Raw genomic sequence first — 22,482 nt, forward strand, 5'->3', positions numbered from 1 at the left:
TAAGTGGTTTTCGCTTTTTAAACAACGATGTTAATAAGACGGTTTGGTACGACGATGACCTTCCGAATCGGTTTGCCATCAGTAAACCGTTGAACCCGATCATCTGCGAGTGCTGCTGCTTCAATCTCTTTGTCGGTTGCATCGGCAGGTAGTTGGAGCCGGTTACGGAGTTTCCCGTTGACCTGTACGATTATGGTTGTAGTTGCACTTGTCAGGACTGCCTCGTCGTGTGTGGGCCACTGTTCATGTGCAATGAATCCTGTTTCACCGAGACGGTGCCACAATTCTTGTGCGATGTGCGGCGCGTAAGGCGAAAGCAGATGCAAGAACGCCTTCAAGGTTTCTCTCGGCAGCGATTTCGCTTGTGTGGCAGCGTTAACGAAAATCATCATCTGACTAATTGCCGTGTTCATCTTATCAATGGATTCAGTGTCTTCTGTTACCTGTTTGATAGTTTGGTGGAGTTCGCGCCAAAGTTCAGGTGCCGTTATGCCATCAGCGTCGGTGAGTTTCTCGCTGAGTTCACCGTTCTCTTCATTCACAACAAGTCGCCAGACGCGTTGCAGGAATCGGTAGACCCCCTCCACCCCGGCATCTTGCCACGGCGTACTGGCTGTAACAGGTCCAATGAACAGCAGATAAAGCCGAATTGCATCCGCACCGTATTTATCAATCACATCGTCTGAGTTGATGACATTAAAACGGGATTTAGACATCTTTTCTATTTGCACATTGAGTGGTGTACCAGAGGTTTTCACAACCGCTTTTCCATCATTCTGCTCGACTTCGTGCGGATAATAGTACTTGCCTCGGGCATCTTGATAAGATTCAGCGAGGATCGTACCTTGGTTGACCAAACCTTGGAAAGGCTCTTTCGTTGAAACTAAACCACAATCATACAAAACTTTATGCCAAAACCGGGCGTAGAGTAGATGGAGTACTGCATGTTCTGCACCACCCAGGTAAAGGTCAACAGGCATCCAATATTGTTCAAGTGCCGAGTCAAAAGGTGCTTCAACATTGTGGGCATCAAGGAAACGGAGATAGTACCAGCAAGAACCCGCCCACTGCGGCATGATATTCGTTTCCCGCGTCGCGGTTCGTCCGTCTGGTAGCGTCACGTTCAACCACTCGGATCCAGCACGAGCAAGCGGGGGTTGCCCATCTTCTGTCGGCTTGTAAGCATCAATAGGTGGAAGTTCGAGGGGTAGATCTTCGTCAGGCAGTTGAACGATGGTGCCATCTTCAAGATGGGCAAGTGGGAAAGGTTCCCCCCAATACCGTTGTCGCGAGAAGAGCCAGTCGCGTAAACGATATTGAACCTGCCGCTTGCCTCTCCCTTCACTTTCGAGCCATATAATCATCTTCTCCTTCGCCGCATCAACCCGCAAGCCGTTGAGGAAATCAGAATTAACACAGACACCATCGCCTTCAAAAGGTGCTTCTTCAATAGGCTTTTTGCCGCCCTTGATAACCTCAATAATAGGAATATCAAAAGTTGAAGCGAATTCATGGTCACGTTCGTCGTGTCCCGGGACCGCCATGATGGCACCCGTGCCATAAGTCATAAGGACGTAATCCGCAACCCAGATTGGGATAGGCGTATTGTTACATGGGTTGATAGCGTAAGCACCTGTGAATACCCCCGTCTTTTCAGTGGCGAGGTCGGTGCGCTGGAGGTCGGATTTGTTGATAGCCTCCTTAACGTAAGCACTAACAGTCGGTGCCGCATCAGGATGTGTGATTTCTGAGACGAGCGGGTGTTCGGGTGCCAGCACGCAATAAGTGGCACCGAACAGCGTATCCGGACGGGTCGTGAAAACTGTGAAAGTCTTATCGCTGTCTTTGATGCTGAAGGTGATGTCTGCCCCTTCCGACTTACCGATCCAGTGCCGTTGCATCTCCTTGAGTCCATCAGGCCAATCCAATAAATCTAAGTCTTCCAGCAATTGGTCGGCATAGGCAGTGATTTTGAGCATCCACTGCCGCATGAGGCGGCGTTCAACAGGGTCACCAGTTTCAACATATTTCCCATCTTTGACCTCTTCATTTGAGAGGACAGTTCCCAACGCGGGACACCAGTTCACCGGGACATCGGCGAGGTATGCAAGATCTTTTTCATAGAGACGGAGAAAAATCCATTGTGTCCACCTGTAATAATCCGGTAGGGAGGTATCAATTTCACGCGACCAATCGTACGAGAAACCGATACGTTGCATCTGGTGCCGGAAGGTGTCCGTGTTTCGTCGGGTGATATCTATTGGATGTTCGTTTTCGCGCACTGCGAACCGCTCCGTTGGGAGACCGAAGGCATCCCAACCCATCGGATGCATGACGTGATAGCCCTGCATACGTCGGAAATTCGCAAGAACATCGGTAGGCAAGTAGTTTTTCGAGTGACCCACGTGCAGCCCAGCACCTGAGGTATATGGGAACATGCCAAGTACATAAAATTTCGGCTTGGTCTTTAATGTTTCGATATCGTTTGGAATTTTAAATGCTTCTTTTTTTTGCCACTCGGCTTGCCAATGCGGCTCTATTCTCGCCGGGGCATAAGGATGATTCTCCATTTCGCGTCCTGCTCCTTTTTCAGCCTTTTGGTATTGGCTTGATGATATAAATTCTACCACAACTTCGCTTGATTGTCAAGATAGAGTCGTTCTCCTTCCATTAGTTATGGGTTGTTTGAATCTCGGATGAGGCGGATTTTTCGGGTTTTGGCGAGAGGTGAAAAAAGAAAAGGCGAGGTTAAGGAACCTCGCCTACCGATTTTAAAGGGGAAAAGGCGGGAGTGGAGAATCCGCTAGCGGTTGTCCGTCAATAAATACCTAATATTCCAGATTTACACTGTGTTATTGCGCTCGCTCTGTTACTACCGCATTTTGCGTGGCAGAGAGAACACTCCGTAACGACTGAAAATAACTCATCTCAGCCAACTTTATCCGTTTCTGATTGCCTTCAATTCGCGCTTTAACAAGCGTTTCCCAATTCAAGGTCAGCATACGGTTTGTTTTCTGTAGCACTTTCCAGTGCCCTTCTGAAATCATCATACCTCTCCTTGTACAGTTGTTTATTGCACACCTGAGAGAAGATCTTCTCAACGTTTCAGCCAATATATCCTACGTCATTATAATCTCTTAACATTAATATGTTGCATTCGACGATAGATATCTTCAGGAAAATAACCATTTATATGCTAAAGATAGAAACGTTGGAGTGGCGGATTTGGTTTCAAACGACCGTATTTTCAGGCGTTTTGTTTTTTCTCGCTCTCCTGCTCTGATAGTTTTGATGGTGGTGGAAAAACAATCTTTTTCGCTATGGACATTTCATGTTTTTCCAATACTCGCTGCAGCATCTTGTAGGTTTCCTCGCATTCTGCTTTCGTACCGAGGAACTCTATGCTGGGTGAGTCGACTAAATTAATATGTATCTCGTAAGAATCATTCTTTGCCCTAATTATTTTTACCTGTTGGATGTAGGTAATATTTACCATTCCTTTGTAGGATGTTTGATGTCTACCCTTCGGATTGATAATCTCAATAAACACAGAAAATCTCCTTTATATGTTTATCTGCTGTAGATCGCCTTTAAGTCAAATACAATCTACATAGCAATTCCCAAATTGCTTGAGGAAATCTATAATTGACATAAATAATATATGAATACGGAAATAAAAAATTGTTTTATAAATGATTCAATATGACTTTAATGTGGTAGAAGAAATAGGCTTTAATCTTTTGGGTTTGAATGCTATGCCTAACGGATTTGATACCGTTCAACAGCATTCATGTCGAGACTGACCCCCAATCCAGGTTCTTCTATCAGTGTGATTGCGCCGTTAGAGAGGTCCATACTACCGCCGGATAAATCGTCAACACGGATATGTGGAAGTTCATCGATTGGCATCGTGCAGTTTGGCAGTGTACATGCGATATGTGCGGCGAAGGTCGAAGCGACACAGGAACCGAACGCGAAGATCTGCACCCAAATTGGCAAGTCTGCGGCTTCAGCAACAGCGGCACTTTTTCGCAGTCCCGCGACGTTCCCACCCATATTGACAGCATCCACTGCATCTGCGCGGATGTTCTCTAAAATCCCTTGCGGTGCCCCAAGATGTCGAGCAACCGGTACCTCTACTTCTTCTCGAAGCCGACGGTACCAAGACAAGTTCTCGAACCGAATTGGGTCCTCATAGACCTCGACGTTATAGGGTCGCAACTCCCGTGCGAGCCGGAGCCCGGTCTCTAAATCCCCGAATTCCGTATTTGGATCGACACGAATCTGGAAATCAGGACCACACGCGTCTCTGATTAACCGGGCGGTTTCGACGATGTTTGCGCTTCGAGCCTTGAGTTTATGCACCCGAAATCCCATCTTTGCAGCACGTTCCGCCTCCGCCGCCGTTACCTCTGCTGGCATTGGTGGCGACCAGTAGGCGAGTTCAACCCTGTCTCTATATTTTTCGCCGATTAACTTATGAGCAGGCACCCCTAACGCTTGTCCTGCCAAGTCGTAAAAGGCGCATTGGAAAGCAAATGACTCCGAAGCCAGATCAATATCCCAAAGGTTTTTACCGACATACCTTTCGGCAATGGCATCCGCTTGGTCTGTAATATTGCTATTCAGAGAATTGCTTTCTCCCAATCCTGTGAGACCTTCGTCCGTGTGGACCCATACCAAAGTGGTTGGATAATCCATGTCCCAGTGCTCCTGTATTGCCGGAACAAACGGGATAGATACGGTTCGGTATTCAATGCCAGTGATTTTCATAAGGCCGCAGCTCCTTGGAATATTACCTTAAGTCGTGGATTGTATACCCTATGTTCAATCGGCGCATCGGACCTTTTTCCAATAATTGGAATTTTATGAGAAATATTAAAGCGTGTCAAGCATTTTTTTAAGGATGATGCAAGACGAAGGATTTGTCCTAACCTGAGTATTTGCTTTCACCCTTGCTAAGGTTTCTCAGTTTTGTTTGGTAACAACGTAATTGTGGGAGTTTGAACCAGAAGCGGCTATTGTCCGGCAACATGTCACAAACTTTTGAAAAAATTTTAAAAATATTGTAAAATAGTAAAGTTATACTTTACAGATAAAAAATGTTGCATCTAAATACGGGAGCTTTTGGTATCTCTTTAGTGCCTTGATGAGGAGAAATTTATGAAGAATAGGTTATCTCGACGACAGTTTCTACGCTTGGGTACACTTGTGACCGCCTCTGCAGCGGTCAGTCTCGGATTTTTGGGGTGTAGCCGGACACTGATTCAAAAGGTGCCAGGCTTCGGACCTCCGCCACCCTTTGAATTCAAGCCGAGTCCAAATCGCCTCCTTGATCTTCCAGAAGGGTTTACCGCTCACGCCTTTTCGAGAACAGGCGAACTGATGGATGATGGGCTTTGGGTGCCAGGTGCACACGACGGCATGGCGGCTTACCCAGGTCCCAACGGCAAAACTATTCTCATTCGCAATCACGAATTGCAGGCGACTAGCAAATCAGTTGGCGCGTTTGGATGGAATAACGAGAAAATTGAACGCGCTGCCGTTGGTAAATTCTATGACGCTGGATCAGGTGAACTGCCATGCCTCGGTGGCACGACAACGCTCGTCTATGACACGAAAACGCAGACATTGGAGAAGCATTTCTTGAGTCTGGTAGGAACAATCCGAAATTGCGCTGGCGGTCTCACACCTTGGAATACATGGATTACCTGTGAAGAGACTATGCAAAAGGCGGATCCAGAAACGACTTATGAAGTAGATCACGGATATAACTTTGAGGTCCCGGTCACTGCTGAGATAGGATTGACTGACCCCATCCCCTTGAAAGCGATGGGACGTTTCAATCATGAAGCCGTTGCCGTTGATCCTAAGACGGGGATTGTCTATCAAACCGAAGACAGAGGCGATAGTTTAATTTATCGGTTTATTCCGGACACACCGGGTGAACTCGCTGCAGGTGGTAAACTTCAAGCACTAAAAATCCGCGACCTCAAAGGTGCGGATACTCGGAACTGGCAGAGCCGGATGCAGAAGATTTTTCGCTGGATGTATAATCCAGTTCCAGTTGGAGAGACACTTGCAGTCGAATGGGTGGATGTTGAGAATATAGCATCCCCGGATGACGATCTCCGCATACAGGGAAACGAAGATAAAGGGGCGGCAAAGTTTGCACGCGGTGAAGGGATATGGTATGGGAGTGGATCCGAAACGGGAGAATTTTATATCGCTTGCACGAATGGTGGTATTGCGTACAAGGGCCAGATCTGGAAGTATATACCGAGTCCTTATGAAGGGACGAATCGTGAGGAGCAAGAACCGGGAACGCTTCAACTCTTCATTGAGCCAAACGACAGGAATCTCATGGAAAACGCCGATAACCTGACAGTCGCGCCGTGGGGAGATCTTATTATCTGTGAAGACGGTCCCGAAGAAGAGTTCTTGGTTGGTGTCACGCCTGAAGGGCATCTTTATAAGTTTGCTCGGAATTCGGGCAATATGTCTGAACTTGCGGGTGCGACGTTCTCGCCTGACGGCACGACGCTCTTTGTGAACATACAGAGTCACGGGATTACACTGGCGATTACCGGTCCTTGGCACGAAATTCGCCAGCGTCCGCTTGTATAGTCTAACGTGCACGTTTTTTGGCGGCTAATAATCGGGTCATCGTTGCTTCTGCAGGTTGTGGAGGTATTGTGTCTGCTGGGACGCGTTGGTCCGAAGGTGCAACGCTCACAGGTGTACCTATTGTTTGGGGACTGATCGATTCGTCAATAAGTTTTCCGCGCAATTGCTCAAAAAACGCAGTCAAATGTCTATTTGTTATGCTGAAACGCCGAAGAATCATCTCTAATACGAACAAGAGAACCGCAGCGACTAACAACACTCGTGCCAGTGAGACCTCCTTCTCGACGGGTGTACCTGCCGGTTTCGTTATCTGAGTCGGTGTCGGTTCATAAATACCAGTCGTGCCAGCAGCAAGCATCTTTAGCAGAACCGTATTGACTTCAAATTCGGCGTATTCTGCCGGGTAAGAGAGCGACAAAACTTCGGTACGCCTGTGGGCATCGCCTTCACGCTGAGCAGTAACAATATAGGCACCACTGTTGGGCATCTGAAATGTGCCGCTGTAACGCGTCGGTGTTCCCTGTTGCATTTCAACCGATTCGCTTGTACCATCCGGGCCTACAACGTGAAGTTTATACGATGCTTGCGACGCTGTGCGTGTATCAATATTGGCTTGCGCCACACCGTGCCGAAGTGATACCGAGAGATCGAAATCAGCATCCGTATCTGTTGCTGGAAGTACCCAGTTGATAGTCTGTCCCCAAAACTTCCCAAAGTTTTCCCACGAAATCCACGCTTTCGCCCATACGGGTTGAGCGTCTGATGTCCACGCAACCGATTTCCCCAATCCGAAATTCCAACCTGCAAGGATCGGTTCGTCTTTGTGTGAGCGGATGAAAACTTGGGAGGCTCCCTTTTCTGTTGTTGAAACGTAACCCAGAAGTTCCGGAGGTGTGTCGATGCCTGCAACAATCGGTTCTTCTGGAACAGCAATAACAGGTTGAAAGGGTTCTTGAACGATGTAACGCCGGGTCTCTCGGACGGCTTCTGTCAAGACCTCCGGCAGCTGCTGGATATTTTCAACAAAAACAGGATGTCCACCGCCTGTTTCTGCGACTTTCGTAAGGAGTTGTCTATTGGCATCGCCTATTGCTATTGTTGTGAGGCTGATGCGTGCCTCAGCGATCTGCGCTGCGAGTTCAAGAAAAGCAGATTCCGCACCATCGGATTTACCGTCGGATAAGAGGACGATATGCTTCCGTTTTGCCTCGTTTGCTTTGAGCATCTCGTACGCCTTCTCAGTGGCATCTTTTATCTTCGTAGTGCCACCCGTTGGACGGAGTTTGCTCACGGCAAAGATCAGCGCATTCTGGTCGGAAATGAGGTCAGAAATGCGATGAACATCAGTATTGAAACCGAGGATGCCAGCCATATCTTCTTCGTCGAGGTTACGGATACCGGTACGGACCCCTTCAATGGCGAGTTGGATTTTCTGTCGCGCCCCGACGTAGTTCGCCATACTCCCCGATGTATCCAGCACAAAGACAATAGCGACAGCGTCCTTGCGTTCACGTGGGGTCATCTCTATCGGGAGTGTCCGTTCCAACGCCGTATCGGTATAGCCGCCAGGTCCATAGGCACGCCTTCCACCGATAACAACCAATCCGTGTCCGAGGTCGCGGACGTAATTTTCGATGTGTTGTTGTTGTTCCACCGAAAGCGCATCTGCAGGGACGTTGTTCAGTATCAGAACATCGCTGCGTTGGAGTGCTACAAGTTCTGTCGGCATCTCCGTTGCGAACATTACCTCCACACTGAAGCCATTTTCCTCAAGAACGGTTTTAAGGGGCGTAGTGTTTGACAAATTACCTTCTGTGTATACGGTAACCTGGGGTTTGTCCTGAATTTGCACAACGGCATCCGCCTGATTGTTTTCTGGAATTTCATCGGTTACGTTCAACTTCAGTCGGTACGTATGACTTCCTTCTTCCGAAATCTGTTCTGTCAGTAAAGAGCGTACATATCTGCCGCTCGGTAATGTCCATTCAAATTCGTCAATCGGGGTGTCTTCGCGATAGAGGGTGGCGTTCAGGTTTGGGATACTCCCGTCGGTTTCAATCACTACGTCGATTCCAAAATGTTGTCCTTTGTGGACTTCAGCGGGGAGTTGCAGCTGCACCACTTGAACGGCATCCTTGATAGTTTCGAGTGGGATTGTTAATATTTCAACATCGCTTGCAGAGAGCAGCGGTAGGTAGTCTTTGATGGGTGTCCCGCCAGCGTTATGTATGCCGTCGCTGAACAGTACGATCCGTCGATGATAATTGTCTGGCAAGAGGGCAATTGCGCGTTTGAGTGCTGTGAGGATATCCGTGCCGTCTCGCTGGAACGTCTGTTCCGCGAGTGTTTCCACTGACGCTACAGACGCATCTGCAACGGGTAGGTCTTGTTTAGAACGGATTTCTCGTAGGATAGCGGTCTCCCTCGCGAAGTTGATAATACCGAACCGATCAGTAGGTTTTAAACTCGCGACAGCGGCGTTTATCTTTTTGAGTGCCTTTTCGTGTTGTATAGATGGGATGCTTTCGGAGGTATCAATCAGGAAAACGACTGCGAGACGTTGTTCTTTATGGGTTCGGTGCAGATCGGCTAAGGCGAAGATAGCGCATAAAAGCGCGGTACCTCTGAGGAAGAAGATCGCGCTTTTTCGCCACTGCGCTGTGCTGCGGTGTGCCCGTCGTTGCAGAAAAATTAGTAACGGGATTGCAGCGAGTAGAATTAAGAAAAGGGGTGCTCGGAAATCAAACATAATATTTAGCCGTCAGCAGTCAGGTCGCCTACTGCGTAGGCTTTCAGCGGTCAGCAGGGCGTTTGCTTATTAGAGCGTCTTTTCATGATACAAGTTAAGTTACTGACATCTTAGTGTGCAGCGGAACGTCCTGAAAGCGGAACAGCCTGACAACCAGCAGCGATCAACGAAGTTCTTCAAAATATGCTTCTGCTGTTTGTGTTTCCGCGGCATGTGACATGTTGTAACGCTGGCACAACGCGATTTCGCCTTGCTGAAATCCTTAGCTTGCCGCCAGTCGGATAAAACGCAAGTGTTTTATCCGTTGACATAATTTCTTACCTCAATTTTGCACTATGTAGAATTTTGTCCCATTGCTTCCGCGTCTGCTTGATACTTCTGCTCGTCGAATAACGCAATGAAGGCAATTGCGGCAAAGACTGTTACAACGATAGGCACCATGAAGATTTTTGCCCAGGCGTGTCCACCGTCAGCGTAGGCGAAAAAGTCGTGGACGCGTCCGCTGATGATATGTCCGACTAACATCCCGAACCCGTTGGTAACAAAAAGGAGCAGGGATTGAGAACTCGCTCGGATATCTTGTGAACTCAACCGCTCTACTGCAATCATTCCACCAACGAAGAAGAACGAGTAACAGATCCCGTGTAGGGTTTGCGCGCCAACAACTAACCACACCGGTTGACCTATGGCGAAAATGGCGTACCGAACGGGCCACGCGAGGATCCCCAAGAAGATTGTCCACCGCATCCCAAACCACCGTAGGCACGGGAATAGGAGGAGCATAAGTGCAACCTCAGCAACTTGTCCGAGGCTCATTGCAAAATTGGCACTACTCCCTGCCAATCCAACGCCATGCTCTGCTTCGGTTAGGAAGAGATAGGTCAAGTTGTAATAGAAGGGAAGTTCAATGGCAACAACGAAGGAGATAATCAGAAGCACAGCGAAATTTCGGTTTGAGACGAGAGAGAACGCTTCAAGAAATGCATACGGGTTCTTTGCCTCTTTGCTTGGCGGTGTGTTGGGAAGTGTCAGGCAGTAGATGCCCATAATAAAGGAAAGGATGGCACCGAAGAAGAGGCAGTCGGAGACAGCCCCATCAAGAAGGTGATTGATGAGAAAAGAAACAACATTACCTAAGAAGGAGAACCAGTCAGAGATGAATGAAAGGTTTATCGCTTGGCCTTCGCAGTACCGTAGATACAGGCTCAACGCCCAATTAATCGCAATCCAGCCAAACGTCCCAAAGACCCGAATATTACCAAATTTATCTGATTGTCCCATGTGGTGGAAAGCGATAGCGTTGGTCAGTGCGATCGTGGGCATGTAGAGGACGGCATGCAGGAAAATCGCGCCCCACATCATCGGGAAGCTTGTCTGTCTCCAGGCGAAAAGCAGACAGACACCGCCGAGTAAGTGTGAGATCGCTGCGAACACCTGAGCAGGCATTAATCGGTCCGCAATCCAGCCAGCGATGATTGGAGAAATCATTGAACCGATGGCGGTCGTGCCGAAGACGTAGCTAATCTGTTTGCCGGTGAATCCGAGGTTTTGCATGTGTCCAGCAATAAGTACTGCCCATGCGCCCCATATAGCGAACTGGAGAAACATCATCCCTGACAAGCGCACGTAAGTTCCGAATCCTGTTTGTCTATTTTCCATTTTTTAATTTCTTACTCCTGGACTGTCCTCCACTTCGTTTCGGACAGATTTTCGATCATTCTAAGCCTTCTTCAGTAATGACCCAAGTTGCTACTTAACCCACTCCGCAATCATCTCTGTTGACTGCACCACATGCATCCCTGCATCCGAAACTTTGGCAAAAACAGCGTCTGCAGGTTCTGTATAGTCCACTATACCTGGCACAACAACGGGTGAAGTTAGGTCATCCACAAGATAGATTTTCTTTGCCAATTCAATATCCGTTTGCTGAATCTCTTCGAGCAAGTCGCTAACGGTCCATGCGACGCAGTGGCTTTTTGCCTGTCCAGCGACAATCACTCGATCGTATTCGAGAAGCATTTGTAGGAAGGTGGTGTTTCTTTCAGCGATCGGTTTTCCATCGGCATCGTTAAGGACTTCCGGACGCAAGACGGAATAGTTTTCCGTTAACGGATTCTGTCCTTTAATTTCGTAATGTATCTGTGTCTTACGTGCGATTGTATGGAAAAAGCAGGCTTCATCAACAGCAGAGACAACGGCATGCCCAATCCCACCGAGCATTGCATGGTAGGGCCATATCGCAAGCGGGTATTTCCCCTCTGCTGTGAGGGTTTTGACATAGTGTTCACCGTAAGCCTTGAGCCATTCGTACCGATTTTGGTCTCCCATCAGGCTTTCCGCAACCGCAGGATTGACGCGCCATTTACCTGTTTCGATGTCTTCTTGTGTAATCAGGGTCTGTAGGGGTGTGGGGTGTTCACCGGCATCGTTGATCCAGAAGACTTCGTGAAATATCTGCATCGCTGTGTGTGTATCCATCGTGCAAGCGATTTTGCTGATATTTGGTAGATTGCGATAGATGAATTGACACAAGCGGATATTATCTTCTACGGCACCATTCCCAGATCTTCCACCAACGAAAAGTTCGTAGTCCGGGATACAGAATGTATTTTGGACATCGACGAGTAGCAGAAACGTCCGAAACGTATCCTCCGATGCCGGGCGGATTGCGTGTTTCCGTGCCCACTCTTGTGCTTCACCTTGGCGTTCTTGATAGGGAATCCGCCAAACTTTGTCTACCCGATCTGCATCGAAATGTGGTGGGAGTGGGAGTTGTAGTGTAGGCATTGTGATGCTCCTATTTCGCGACTCGTTTGTTAGCAGGTAGCGAACGCCCTAACTGCTGTCTGCTAATTACTGATCTCTGAATGCCCTAATTTTATAGCATGTCGCGGTTTTTATCAACAAAATTGGTTGATGTACGTCAAAGAGGTGTGCTACAATAGAAAGCAGTAATCGATTCCTATTTTTTTGACCAAAGGGCTTGCAGAAACAAAATGCGAAAATTTTTTAAGCCACTCCCAGATTTGGAAGAGAGACTTGACGATGTCAACGAGCGGGTGAGGCGGGCGCGTCGAACCTTGGATTGGCGGACTCGGGAGGCACGTATTCCCCTTGATATTCAAGAGGATTTCGGCATCTCTGAATTACAAGGCGATGTGATGTTCCTCTCAAGGAACGAGGATTTACATTATAAGGTGAGGGATCTCGTTCATTCTGCAGGCTACGGATGCGATATTCCAGAACGCACTGGAGAAGCCATCGGTATGCTGAAGGTGGCAAAATATCAGATGGTAATCCCTGATTGTTTGCGGCGCTCGCGCTGGAGACTCTTTGAATATGTTGAGAGGTATCAGCCTCACGTGAAAATTGTTCCTATTGTCCGTAATAACAATGCCGGACGACACGTGATGCGTTTGGGCAGCTACAGTTTTCTATTAGGACGCGATTTCGATCCAGAGCAGTTGCGTACCTGTCTGATGAGTTCACTTCAGTTACGACATGAGGTTTGTTGGTTGTTGGCGCATGGAGAACGCTGCAATCGCTCGTGTATTGACGGTTTTGAATCTGATGAAGACATTAGAGACCTGGAATGATGCCCAGTGCGGTTGGGAAACCGCACCTACCCAGTCTGATGAGGCGTGCTTAACGTTATATCTGATCAAATATGGCAACAAATTTAGAGTTCAAGGCACAGTGTCAGTCGCTTGAGAGTTTCTATCCAAGATTGGCTGACTTAAATGCAACATATCATGAAACTGTGCGTCAAATTGATACGTATTTTTATGTACCGTCGGAAAAGTGCCAACCTCGTCTTAAACTACGTGAAATTGATGAGATAACAGAGGCGTGGCTCATCTATTATGAACGTCCGAACATGGAGGCGTCCCGCTACAGTCAGTACCAACTCTGTGAGATCGTTAATCCCGTAACCCTCAAAGCGTTCCTAACCGCCGCGCTGGGTATCAAAGCAATTGTCAAGAAACAGCGAGAACTTTGGATGTTCAATCACACGCGTATCCACCTTGATACGGTTGCTGATTTAGGGCAATTCGTTGAATTGGAGACGGTGTTTCAGGGACAAACTAAAACTGAAGCCGTAAACGAACATCAACACGTTAAAACCATACTTCGCTTAGACACTACCGACCCGGTTGCTGTTTCCTACAGCGATCTCATTGTGCAAAGGTCGTGACTGATTTGGGTGACACTATCTCATAGAGACCGGAGGGATTTGAGATGGACGGTTCAATATATCAAAAGATTTTGGAAACTTACACGGATGCGGATCGTGCGAAACGGGGCAAACTCCTAAGGATCTACTTGCACATTCCGTCTTTACCACAATTGCGGGCGCGCCGAGCATTGTTAGCAGAATTAAAAAGGACGTTCCAACGCAGGAGAGGGCAATAGTGTATCTTCTGTGTTGTTTGTGTTAGTAGGTAATTTTTTCTTCCAAAGGAGAAATTATAGAATGAATGCAACTATTGAGTTAACAACCGAACAGCTTATCGATTTTATCCAGCAGATGCCCCCAAAAGAAAAACGGGCAGTCTTGGTTGCGCTTGCAGAGAGAACCAGTGTCGGTGAAGAAGAGCGGATGAAATATGCCGAGTCGCAGGTCCGACAGCTCTGTGCATCCCGAGGATTGAATTGGGACACCATGACAGAAGAGGAACGAGAGGACTTTATTGATGACCTTGTTCATGAGGACAGGGAATGCAGCTGATAGTAGTTTATGATACAAATGTTTTGATATCAGGTATGATTTAGGGCGGCGTTCCCTACGATTGCATTAAACTTGCAAAGAGTGATAAAGTTGTAGGAATAACATGTTCTGAAATACTTGATGAGTTTGAAGAAAAGTTGACTACCAAGTTAAATGTCCCTCCATTGCAGATCTCGGAAATAGTTACGAATCTCCTCAGTTTTCTTCGGACGGTGAGAATTCCCAACCAACTCCGAGGGGTCACCACGGATCCTGATGACGACAAGATAATAGAGTGTGCTATTGTCGCTGGTGCTACTCACATCGTTACTGGTGATCGAAAGCATCTCCTTCCTCTCCAAAGTTATCAAGATATTCTTATTGTCAGAGCAGCAGATATTCTCGTGCAATTACGGTAAAATTCCTTATAGCCGCGAAAGCACTGCCTGCACCAGAAGCGGAATCATCAACTCGTGGTGTCCCGTGAACGTATAGCCTTTCCCTCCCATCTCCGTCGGACGTTTGACGACATTCTCTACAGGACGATATTGCTGATTCATGTCAAAATTAGCAGTCGTGAAATGGGATACCGTATTCCCTAAATTTCGCGCGATTGTTAAAGCCTTCAAAAAGACCTCCGGCAAAATCACAGCTGAACCCAAATTGAGCACGACCCCACCTCCCTCTAATTCCTTTACCAACGCCGTCAACAGGCAAAAATCCGTAAAACTCGCAGCACCGATGGCAGCACCGTTCGCTGCAGGATGCTGGTGGATAATGTCTGTGCCGATAGCGACATGCACCGTAATTGGGACATCGTATTGGACACCGGTAGCAAGGAGACTCGCCGCGTTATAAGGCGCGTTCATCTCTACGAGCTGCTGACCTAACGCTTCGCCCATCCCCATACCTGTATCCGCAGCGTGCTGAATTGCCGTGTTCATCAAACGTCCAGTCTCCTCCCACATCCCGAATTGTCCGGTCTGAAGATACACAGAGACATCCTCAGAGGTTTCCCCGATAAGGGCAATCTCGAAATCGTGGATACTGCTCGCGCCGTTAAAGGCAAACCCGGTAATCACACCACGTTTCGCCAAAGCGATGAGGAGTGGGCTCAATCCGCATTTGATGACATGGCCACCCATCATTACGATAACGGGTTTCTTGCGCTGATGCGCTGTGACGATATCGTCGACGAGTGCTAAGAAATCTGATCCTTTGAGAATTTTCGGGAGGCTCGCTAAAAATACGGAAATATCCGTCTCTGATTCTGGCAGCGTCGCAAAATCGTGAACCGAGACTTTATTGATACGTTCCTTGAGTGGATAGGTTGTCACGGAAGATAGATCAACCGGTGTCCGAGTTTTTTTCATATTTTGTGTCCTTTGATAGTTGTGAATAAAAAATTATGCCGATGATAAACCAGAAAAGCAACACTGTGCGTTGATGTAGAATGTTATCTGCAAGCCCGTAAACAAGCGCAGAAATGAGGAATCCGCTCGCGCCGATAAAGGTCCCCATCCCCCAAAAATCTGTTGCCTGCCGCATGGCGAATATAGATTGGCAGATGATCGCTACTATCCACAAAAACAGCAAAAGCGATGGAATCCCCTGCTCGGCGGCGATGTGCAAATAGATGTTATGTGCGTGATAAGGCGTGTCGTATTGTTCAGGGGGTCCGTTTAGTTGGTACTCGTAGCGAAATCTACCGGGTCCGATTCCGGTAAGTGGATACTGCTGAATGAATTGTAGGGACATTCGCCACCACTGTGGACGTTCACTCATGAAGCCTGTGGGATGCGTAATCATGGTCTGAAAACGGGTCTTGATGTGCCGCGGCACCATATCAATTAGTATCTGTCGAGTATTTGTATTCAGAAGTAGTACACAGCACACAATGCTCATTAAAACCAATACCAATAAGCCTCGTTTCCATGGGATAGTTGTGGACAGCGTGCTGATGGTAAGATAGGAGACACTGAAGATGATTGCGAGGGTAACACTCACCCACGCCGCACGCGTCAAGGTCAAGACAAGATTCGCGCTCATCAAGACTAAGATTATTCCTAATATTACGGTTATACTTATCAGTTTTCGGTTTTCGGTTTTCGGCAAAGAGGAATCTTTACGGATGACGCACTGCTGACCGCTGACCGCTGACCGCTGATCGCTGATGGCTATTAAACCAACAGCAAAGTAGCCTATGACGAATGGAAGGCTGAGCGCGAGGTATGCACCGAGGTCATTGGGCATTTTGAACGTCCCCGTGAGACGTTGCTCAATCATATATACCATAAGGTGTGTTTCACCCGGACGGACTGTGTAGCGTCTGTCTCTCGCCGGATCGTCAATACGCCATGTGTCGGGTTGCGCTGACGGGTTTCTGTCGGTTACGTGGAAAGCCGTTTCCGAGAGCGGGACACGGCATGTACGCAATTCGGCACGTAATTCGTCCGAGAACCCTTCTGCTACAGTAAATTCCTCCTGAAATTGTAACCCAATTCGTCCCATAAAGTCGAGTGCTAAACGGGTGTCGTTTACGTAATACGAGAGCCCGAGTGTAGAAGAGATACCCGCTGTAGCGATAAAGACAATGACGACGTGTCGCCATCGGGTTCCCAAGCGACTGTGGACAACGGCATAGAAGAGTAGGATCGCTCGCAGTAATTTCCAAAAGTAGCCGAGGCTGCTTGTGGAAGGGTGCGGTGCGAAGAGGGATGCGATGAGGGCTGATCCTAAAAACAACGCGATAGGAAGGTCGAGCGGGGTCCGTCGCCAGCCGAGTTTCCGTTCCGAAACGATGCGTCCGATCCATCCGAATAGCACAAGCGAGAGTCCGATGTTAAGGAACGCCGTCGAGTAACCGAAGGGAAGTGCTAAAACAAAGACGAAGAGTCCGATATAGGTTACAGTCCCAAAGACTTTTGCCGATGTCCACCGTGAAGGCAACAGAAATTTCAGTTCTGACATAAGGACAGAGAAGGTTAGGGGTATTTATGGTAACCTATAGTTTGGACGATTTCTGCGTGGTTAATGCTCATTCATTAAATCGGAAAAGAGGATCCATGAAAAACATCCTTCAATAGATGTGTTGTTTCTTATGAACTGATAACTCGCTTTTTCTTTCGGCTTATGCGTCTACGCGTTCTTGGAAGGCGTGAAAGGAGTCTACGACAGATGCCTCGATATTGAGTTGCTTGAGTCGGTTGAGGTCCGCAATAGCTTCAAGGATAGGCGTGAGCGTCTGAACGTTAGCATCAGGGAAGCGAGTGTTGAGGATAGCGAGTGTGCTTTCGATACTCGTCCGACGCGCCCCTTGTTCAATACCTTGTTCAATACCTTGTTCAATACCTTGTTCAATACCGAGTTGATGTCCGCGTTGTTCACTGAGTTCAATGATGGATGCTGCCATGTCTACGATCTCCTGATTCTGTGTATGCTCTTTGGTGAGGATACGAAGTAAGTCTTGATGTTCAGCTGCGTCTCTGCGGTGTAGAATGAGTAGGAAAATATACAAAATCGCACGCCTATACTGATCCGCATCGTGTGTGTGCAAGTCCGTGAGCCCTTCTAAAGCCTCAAGGAGGACTTTCCGCATCACAGGGGCATCGGAGTCCTCATGCTGTAAGACAGTCAACAACCATCCCAACGGATGACCGGCTTCTGTCAGTTCGTCGGGGTCCGTGGCTTTGACATCGAGGAGCAAGGTGTCGAAAGTCGGGACGAAACGGGTAAGGACTTCCGGGATGTCCAGGAGGGCGGTCAGAGAGAGCGGGACCCGCCACGCGCCTTTACCGGTGTAAAAGACGATCGGCACGATCGGTGTCAGCTGCCACTCGCTCTGTGGATGTCTCTCTTCCTGCCACTGCCGGCGCTCCTCCATCCATATCTGAATCATGTAAGAGAGCAAGCGAAGTGCCATGGAGGGATCGATTGTGGATTGGTGCTCTATGAGCAGATAGACGATGACTTCCTGACGCGTCTGCGTCGGGGACCGAAACGGCACCCTGAAGACCATATCAGATTCTTGGGGTCGCAGTTCATCGGAGATGAAACTTCGATTGAGTTGTTCGACGTGTGCAAAGTCAAGGGCATCGGCGATCTGTCCTGCAACCATTCTCAGTAACGCTTCAAGATGTTCGCGCTGACGGATCAGCCATTTCGCACTCCTATCGGGGAAGTGGTGGCTCGAAACATTCGACAACTCCCGCAGGTCGCGTTCTATTAACATGCGTTCTCCTCTTCGGACACGGGGGCATCCGCAGCACCTGCCTCCTACTTATATGAGAGAGTCTAACACATTTCAGGTCCTTTTGTCAACACTTTTTCGCGTCCGAAACACAACATTTCTCAAAGAAGCTGCCAGCGAACGCAATTACAAGGAGGTAGACACGATCAGCCCCAGGCGAGGAAAAAGGCGAACGACATCCCCTGGCATTTGCGGCGAAGGTTACGTTTAACGTAAAATGTCCTATACTTAATAGCAACGAGTGTTACAAAGTTAATTTTCACACACGTTTTGCCAGAATGTGAGTCGATTTCCGAGACGCGAAGGGTTTCTCCTATTATAAGAAGTAACAAGGGAAATAGGAAAACAACGCGTATCTATTAAAGGCATGGCTCGCGCAGGGGATAAATGCCCCCCTCGGCACAAGTTTGAAAATGGACGATGCTGTATCCAAATAGGCAGCGAAGAAAAACACCTCGTTATCGCTGCACACGATGCAGCACATTAGGTTAGGTTCAAAAAAGAATAGATATCCACATCTCTGGATACAGATTCTTATGTATATAGTGTTAGAGACATCGGAAGGGTGGGGATCCTAAAATCCGCGCCTCCGATAAAAGTTTATCTTTATATTTAGTATTAAGGAGAATAGAAGTAATGTTGTCAAAGAAATTGACATTTTCCTTAGCAAGTTTAGTTGTAATGTTAGCCGTCGGGCTTATCTTTGTTGCGACACCAGCAGAGGCACAGAAGACCTATATTAGTCGGGTAATCGGTGGTGATGCCACTGCTACTGCGGTAAACAGCACGACGAATACTTTCCCAAAAGCCAACGGTTTTGCTGTCTTTGAAATGCCTATTGCAACACCCAGCGTAGTAGCTATTGAAACAGCCAATGGGATCGTTGCACAAGCAGGTACGGATTCAGGGACCTTTGTCATACCAGCGGCAGCAGGTGCCAGAAGTACTACGAATACACCGATAATAACGGCAGAAGCGTCAGCTGCTCGGACTCCAAGACCTACTATTGGTGGTGTTTCGGTTGAAGACGAGAGGTTCCCGAATCTGTATCATATCCTTCGTGACGGGGGTACTATCGAACTGGCGATCAGTACTACAGGTGTAAAAGCCAATAAAAGCTATGCACATCGTTTCGTCATGACTGAGGTTATGTGGGGAGAGAACGAGTCTGTTACTGGTGATCCCAGAGCAATGCCCCAATGGATTGAAATCTACAATAATTTTACGCTTCCGGATGCAACGCGAGTAGTAGACGATCCCTTGACAGTTGCGGTAGAGGGTCCAGCTACTGGTGGTGTTAATAATGCTACAATGCTGTTCATCTTCACTGAGAACAACAGAAGGGATCGTCTTGGACAGACAGTAACGTATGATCCAGATCCTGGTACTGCGGATAATGAAGTTACGTATTACATCGTTGACATGATCAGCACTACAGCGCGCTTCGGTTCTAATTGGTGGGGCAGCATTCCCGGGAACAGCGGTTCCCTTCCAGTAGCGGCTCAAACCGGTGGCTCGGGTGCTGGAATCACTGCAGACGCAGCATTGGAGTTTGAACCGACCCGTCTCGTCTCCATGTATCGGAAACATGATCTCGTAGATTTGAATCGCGAATACAAAGTCGCTGGTTGGAACGACGGCAGTGCGGGCGGTTCTTGGGCTGCCTCTTCAGGACGCCTTAACATGACAGGGTTCTTTACCGGTACACCCGGTTCCGTTCACAGACCTCCCGTAGGTACAGAGATCGATTATGCGAAAGCTCCGGCTTCGCTGCCTGCTACCTCTGTTATTATCAACGAAGTCCGTAACGATACAGCCGATGCCAATCTTGACTGGATTGAACTCCACAACACCGGCACTGCTGATGTTGAAATCAAGAAGTGGGTGATCGATATGGTCATCAACAACAATTCGGATGCTGCGAAGAATCATAAGCGGATCGTAGAGTTCCCCGATGCGGGTTATGCGAAGATCCCCGCAGGGGGTTTCTTGGTTATCTATAACCGTGATCCCGCAGATACCATTCTGGCAGATGGGGTCAATATTGCGGATCCGCTCAATGAGCGCGTCCAAAAAGGCGCGAGCCACATGTATTTCGTTGATCCAGATCTGAAGTTGAACAACACCGGAAAATACCTACTCGTTCTCCGGAACGGCAACGATAAGACGAACCATGAAAAGGTTGTTGATATCGCAGGTAACGGTTTCTTCGCCGTCACCGACAAAACCAGAGTCGATCAAACGGATGTATTTCCGCTCAAAGGTTGGACGGTGCCGGGGGACCGGGATGATGGCGGTGACTTCGGTGGTGATAACACCTTCGCTTCCGCGAACAACTCCTTCGGACGGGATGCCCAGAAGACCGGAGACAACAGGCTCCACAAGGACGACTGGAAATCCTTCGGTCATCAAGGTGGTCTCGGCTATGATGCCCGTGTAGATTTAGCAGTTGCGCCGGGTACACCCGGTTATGCGAACAACGCTGTCAAAGGCAAAAACGCGGATTTAACTGCTGCCACTGCGACGGTCACAATCAGCGAAATTATGTATGATGCCGGTCCACGCTGGAACCTCATCCAGTGGGTCGAACTCTATAATAGCTCAATGACAGAAGCGGTTAACCTCCAAGGATGGCACCTGGAAATTCGCAACAAGGAAGATGTTGCGTCCTACGTCGACTCTATCTTCGAGTTTGAAGATGGTGCGATCATTCTACCGAACCAGACGCTCTTGCTGGTTTCAGGAAGTGCTACAAACAACGTCGCACGTAATCGTGTCTATAACCTTTATCAGCGACATCGTACGGAGTTAGGGTTAGAGCCTGCGGGTCGCAGAAGCACGCTTCTGAGCCGTACAGGTTTCGTTCTGAAACTTTGGGACAAAGATGCGAACCGTCAAACGGGTGTTCCGGTCGATGTAGCAGGGAACGTTGATGTGAAGGGTGCTGAGCGCGTGATTATGTGGGATCTGCCTATGCGCGATCCTGAAGCCCGTCAGTCGCTTCTACGCCAATATGGTAGCCGCAGTATTGGTAGTGGTCCCGAAGCAGCCCTTGATGGCATAATGGTAGATTCTTGGAATCAATCCGATATTGCGGGTGCGGGTATCAGTTACTACGGCCATCGCGATGATGTCAGCACCCCCGGCTACCGTCTCGGTGGTCCACTGCCCGTTTCGCTCTCCAGCTTCCGTCCCGTCCGTGATGACGCCACTGGACACGTCGTCGTCCGTTGGATTACACAGTCTGAATTGAACAACGCCGGATTCAACATCCTGCGGAGTGAAAGCAAGACGGGTGAATTCACAGTCGTCAACGTCAAAGGTATCGTTCCCGGACACGGCACGACATCTGAAAAGCATGTCTACGAGTGGACGGACACCACGGCGAAACCCAACGTTGTCTATTATTATCAAATCGAAGATGTGTCGTTAGACGGCAAGCGCACGCGCCTTGCGACGACGCGTCTGAAAGGTCATGTCTCTGCAGCAGGGAAGGTCACCACGACCTGGGGTGATTTGAAAGATGTTGACTAAGCTGCGAGACAAACAAGGTTATTTCAGGGATACAATCTATTTGAACTAACCTACCAACCGATAAAGGCGGTGTATCCCTACACCGCCTTTATTTTTTTACATCGTTTCTGAATCGCGGATTATGGGAAATCGTCTGAAGCAGGATTTATAGGATGATTGGGATTTGCACGAGGAGGGGCGTATCGGTTGCTGTACCGCAAACTTCAGTTTGCGTGATGAAATGCACAATCTAAAGATTGTGCTACAAAGATATCAAGTGGCACGGCTCGGCACCTCACCCGCAGGCGAAAAGGCTTTATCTGTCTGAATCTCGGATTTTCACGGATGAGGCGGATGGACGCGGATTATGGGAAATCGTCTGAAGCGGGATTTACAGGATGATTGGGATTTGCAGAATGAGAGAGTATTAGTTGGTGTAGCGCAAACTTTTAGTTTGCGTGCTGAGATGCCCACGTGCATACGGTTTCAACAAATAGCTTGATTATCTACTGAAAAATAAAGGGCAATCAAAAGTGCTGTAATCCTGAAAATCCGTATAATCCCGCAAATCCTGCTTCAGACGGGAATATTATCTAACATCATATTTTTAACGATAAAAAAGTGGAACTGCTTTCT

Annotated in this window: 18 protein-coding genes; 8 read left to right on the forward strand and 10 right to left on the reverse strand. The window is 48.2% G+C overall.

Features of this window, described 5'->3' with window-relative positions:
• Window positions 1-17: 17 nt before the first annotated feature.
• From leuS to OXN25_03175, 4 genes are all read right to left on the reverse strand, one after another.
• Complete coding sequence (gene leuS, locus OXN25_03160; protein MDE0423852.1) at window positions 18-2,570, reverse strand: leucine--tRNA ligase; 2,553 nt, start codon at window positions 2,568-2,570, stop codon at window positions 18-20.
• Window positions 2,571-2,852: 282 nt separating this feature from the next.
• Window positions 2,853-3,050: a hypothetical protein gene (locus tag OXN25_03165; GenBank protein ID MDE0423853.1), complete on the reverse strand. Its 198-nt coding sequence runs from the start codon at window positions 3,048-3,050 to the stop codon at window positions 2,853-2,855.
• A 197-nt stretch (window positions 3,051-3,247) separates the two neighbouring features.
• Window positions 3,248-3,550: a hypothetical protein gene (locus OXN25_03170; protein MDE0423854.1), complete on the reverse strand. Its 303-nt coding sequence runs from the start codon at window positions 3,548-3,550 to the stop codon at window positions 3,248-3,250.
• Between the two features lie 209 nt (window positions 3,551-3,759).
• On the reverse strand, window positions 3,760-4,773 hold the full coding sequence (locus tag OXN25_03175; GenBank protein ID MDE0423855.1) for a hypothetical protein: 1,014 nt from the start codon (window positions 4,771-4,773) through the stop codon (window positions 3,760-3,762).
• 390 nt (window positions 4,774-5,163) lie between these two features.
• On the opposite strand from OXN25_03175, the gene OXN25_03180 reads away from it, so the two are divergent.
• Entirely contained in the window at window positions 5,164-6,627 is a 1,464-nt protein-coding gene (locus OXN25_03180; GenBank protein MDE0423856.1) for a DUF839 domain-containing protein, read from the forward strand.
• A gap of 1 nt (window position 6,628) precedes the next feature.
• Here the strand turns inward: OXN25_03180 and OXN25_03185 are convergent, their stop codons facing one another.
• The 3 genes from OXN25_03185 to OXN25_03195 form a co-directional block, all read right to left on the reverse strand.
• Window positions 6,629-9,376 (reverse strand): VWA domain-containing protein, encoded by a 2,748-nt coding sequence (locus OXN25_03185; protein MDE0423857.1) that lies wholly within the window; start codon window positions 9,374-9,376, stop codon window positions 6,629-6,631.
• Window positions 9,377-9,709: 333 nt separating this feature from the next.
• Complete coding sequence (locus tag OXN25_03190) at window positions 9,710-11,035, reverse strand: MFS transporter (GenBank protein ID MDE0423858.1); 1,326 nt, start codon at window positions 11,033-11,035, stop codon at window positions 9,710-9,712.
• A 90-nt stretch (window positions 11,036-11,125) separates the two neighbouring features.
• Window positions 11,126-12,163, reverse strand: a complete 1,038-nt coding sequence (locus OXN25_03195) for an isochorismatase (GenBank protein ID MDE0423859.1) — start codon at window positions 12,161-12,163, stop codon at window positions 11,126-11,128.
• Window positions 12,164-12,372: 209 nt separating this feature from the next.
• On the opposite strand from OXN25_03195, the gene OXN25_03200 reads away from it, so the two are divergent.
• The 5 genes from OXN25_03200 to OXN25_03220 all read left to right on the forward strand — a co-directional run bounded on the left by OXN25_03200 (window position 12,373) and on the right by OXN25_03220 (window position 14,503).
• Window positions 12,373-12,972 (forward strand): hypothetical protein, encoded by a 600-nt coding sequence (locus tag OXN25_03200; protein MDE0423860.1) that lies wholly within the window; start codon window positions 12,373-12,375, stop codon window positions 12,970-12,972.
• 71 nt (window positions 12,973-13,043) lie between these two features.
• A complete protein-coding gene (locus OXN25_03205; GenBank protein MDE0423861.1) occupies window positions 13,044-13,571 on the forward strand; it encodes a class IV adenylate cyclase in 528 nt (175 codons plus the stop codon).
• A gap of 44 nt (window positions 13,572-13,615) precedes the next feature.
• Window positions 13,616-13,789, forward strand: coding sequence for a hypothetical protein (locus OXN25_03210; protein MDE0423862.1), 174 nt, complete (start codon window positions 13,616-13,618; stop codon window positions 13,787-13,789).
• A 61-nt stretch (window positions 13,790-13,850) separates the two neighbouring features.
• Window positions 13,851-14,105 carry a hypothetical protein gene (locus tag OXN25_03215; protein MDE0423863.1) on the forward strand — a complete coding sequence of 85 codons (255 nt, stop codon included), beginning with the start codon at window positions 13,851-13,853 and terminating at the stop codon, window positions 14,103-14,105.
• Window positions 14,106-14,218: 113 nt separating this feature from the next.
• On the forward strand, window positions 14,219-14,503 hold the full coding sequence (locus OXN25_03220) for a PIN domain-containing protein (GenBank protein MDE0423864.1): 285 nt from the start codon (window positions 14,219-14,221) through the stop codon (window positions 14,501-14,503).
• A 6-nt stretch (window positions 14,504-14,509) separates the two neighbouring features.
• Here the strand turns inward: OXN25_03220 and OXN25_03225 are convergent, their stop codons facing one another.
• From OXN25_03225 to OXN25_03235, 3 genes are all read right to left on the reverse strand, one after another.
• Window positions 14,510-15,457, reverse strand: a complete 948-nt coding sequence (locus tag OXN25_03225; protein ID MDE0423865.1) for a hypothetical protein — start codon at window positions 15,455-15,457, stop codon at window positions 14,510-14,512.
• Window positions 15,432-17,054, reverse strand: coding sequence for an O-antigen ligase family protein (locus tag OXN25_03230; protein MDE0423866.1), 1,623 nt, complete (start codon window positions 17,052-17,054; stop codon window positions 15,432-15,434). The genes OXN25_03225 and OXN25_03230 overlap by 26 nt, the downstream gene beginning before the upstream one ends.
• Before the next feature lie 160 nt (window positions 17,055-17,214).
• Complete coding sequence (locus tag OXN25_03235; protein ID MDE0423867.1) at window positions 17,215-18,315, reverse strand: Rpn family recombination-promoting nuclease/putative transposase; 1,101 nt, start codon at window positions 18,313-18,315, stop codon at window positions 17,215-17,217.
• Window positions 18,316-18,969: 654 nt separating this feature from the next.
• Between OXN25_03235 and OXN25_03240 the strand changes: the two genes are divergently transcribed.
• A complete protein-coding gene (locus tag OXN25_03240) occupies window positions 18,970-21,867 on the forward strand; it encodes a lamin tail domain-containing protein (GenBank protein MDE0423868.1) in 2,898 nt (965 codons plus the stop codon).
• A gap of 236 nt (window positions 21,868-22,103) precedes the next feature.
• Window positions 22,104-22,229 (forward strand): hypothetical protein, encoded by a 126-nt coding sequence (locus OXN25_03245; GenBank protein ID MDE0423869.1) that lies wholly within the window; start codon window positions 22,104-22,106, stop codon window positions 22,227-22,229.
• The last annotated feature ends 253 nt before the right edge of the window (window positions 22,230-22,482 follow it).

The sequence above is a fragment of the Candidatus Poribacteria bacterium genome (genome assembly GCA_028820845.1).
Taxonomy (GTDB): Bacteria; Poribacteria; WGA-4E; order WGA-4E; family WGA-3G; genus WGA-3G.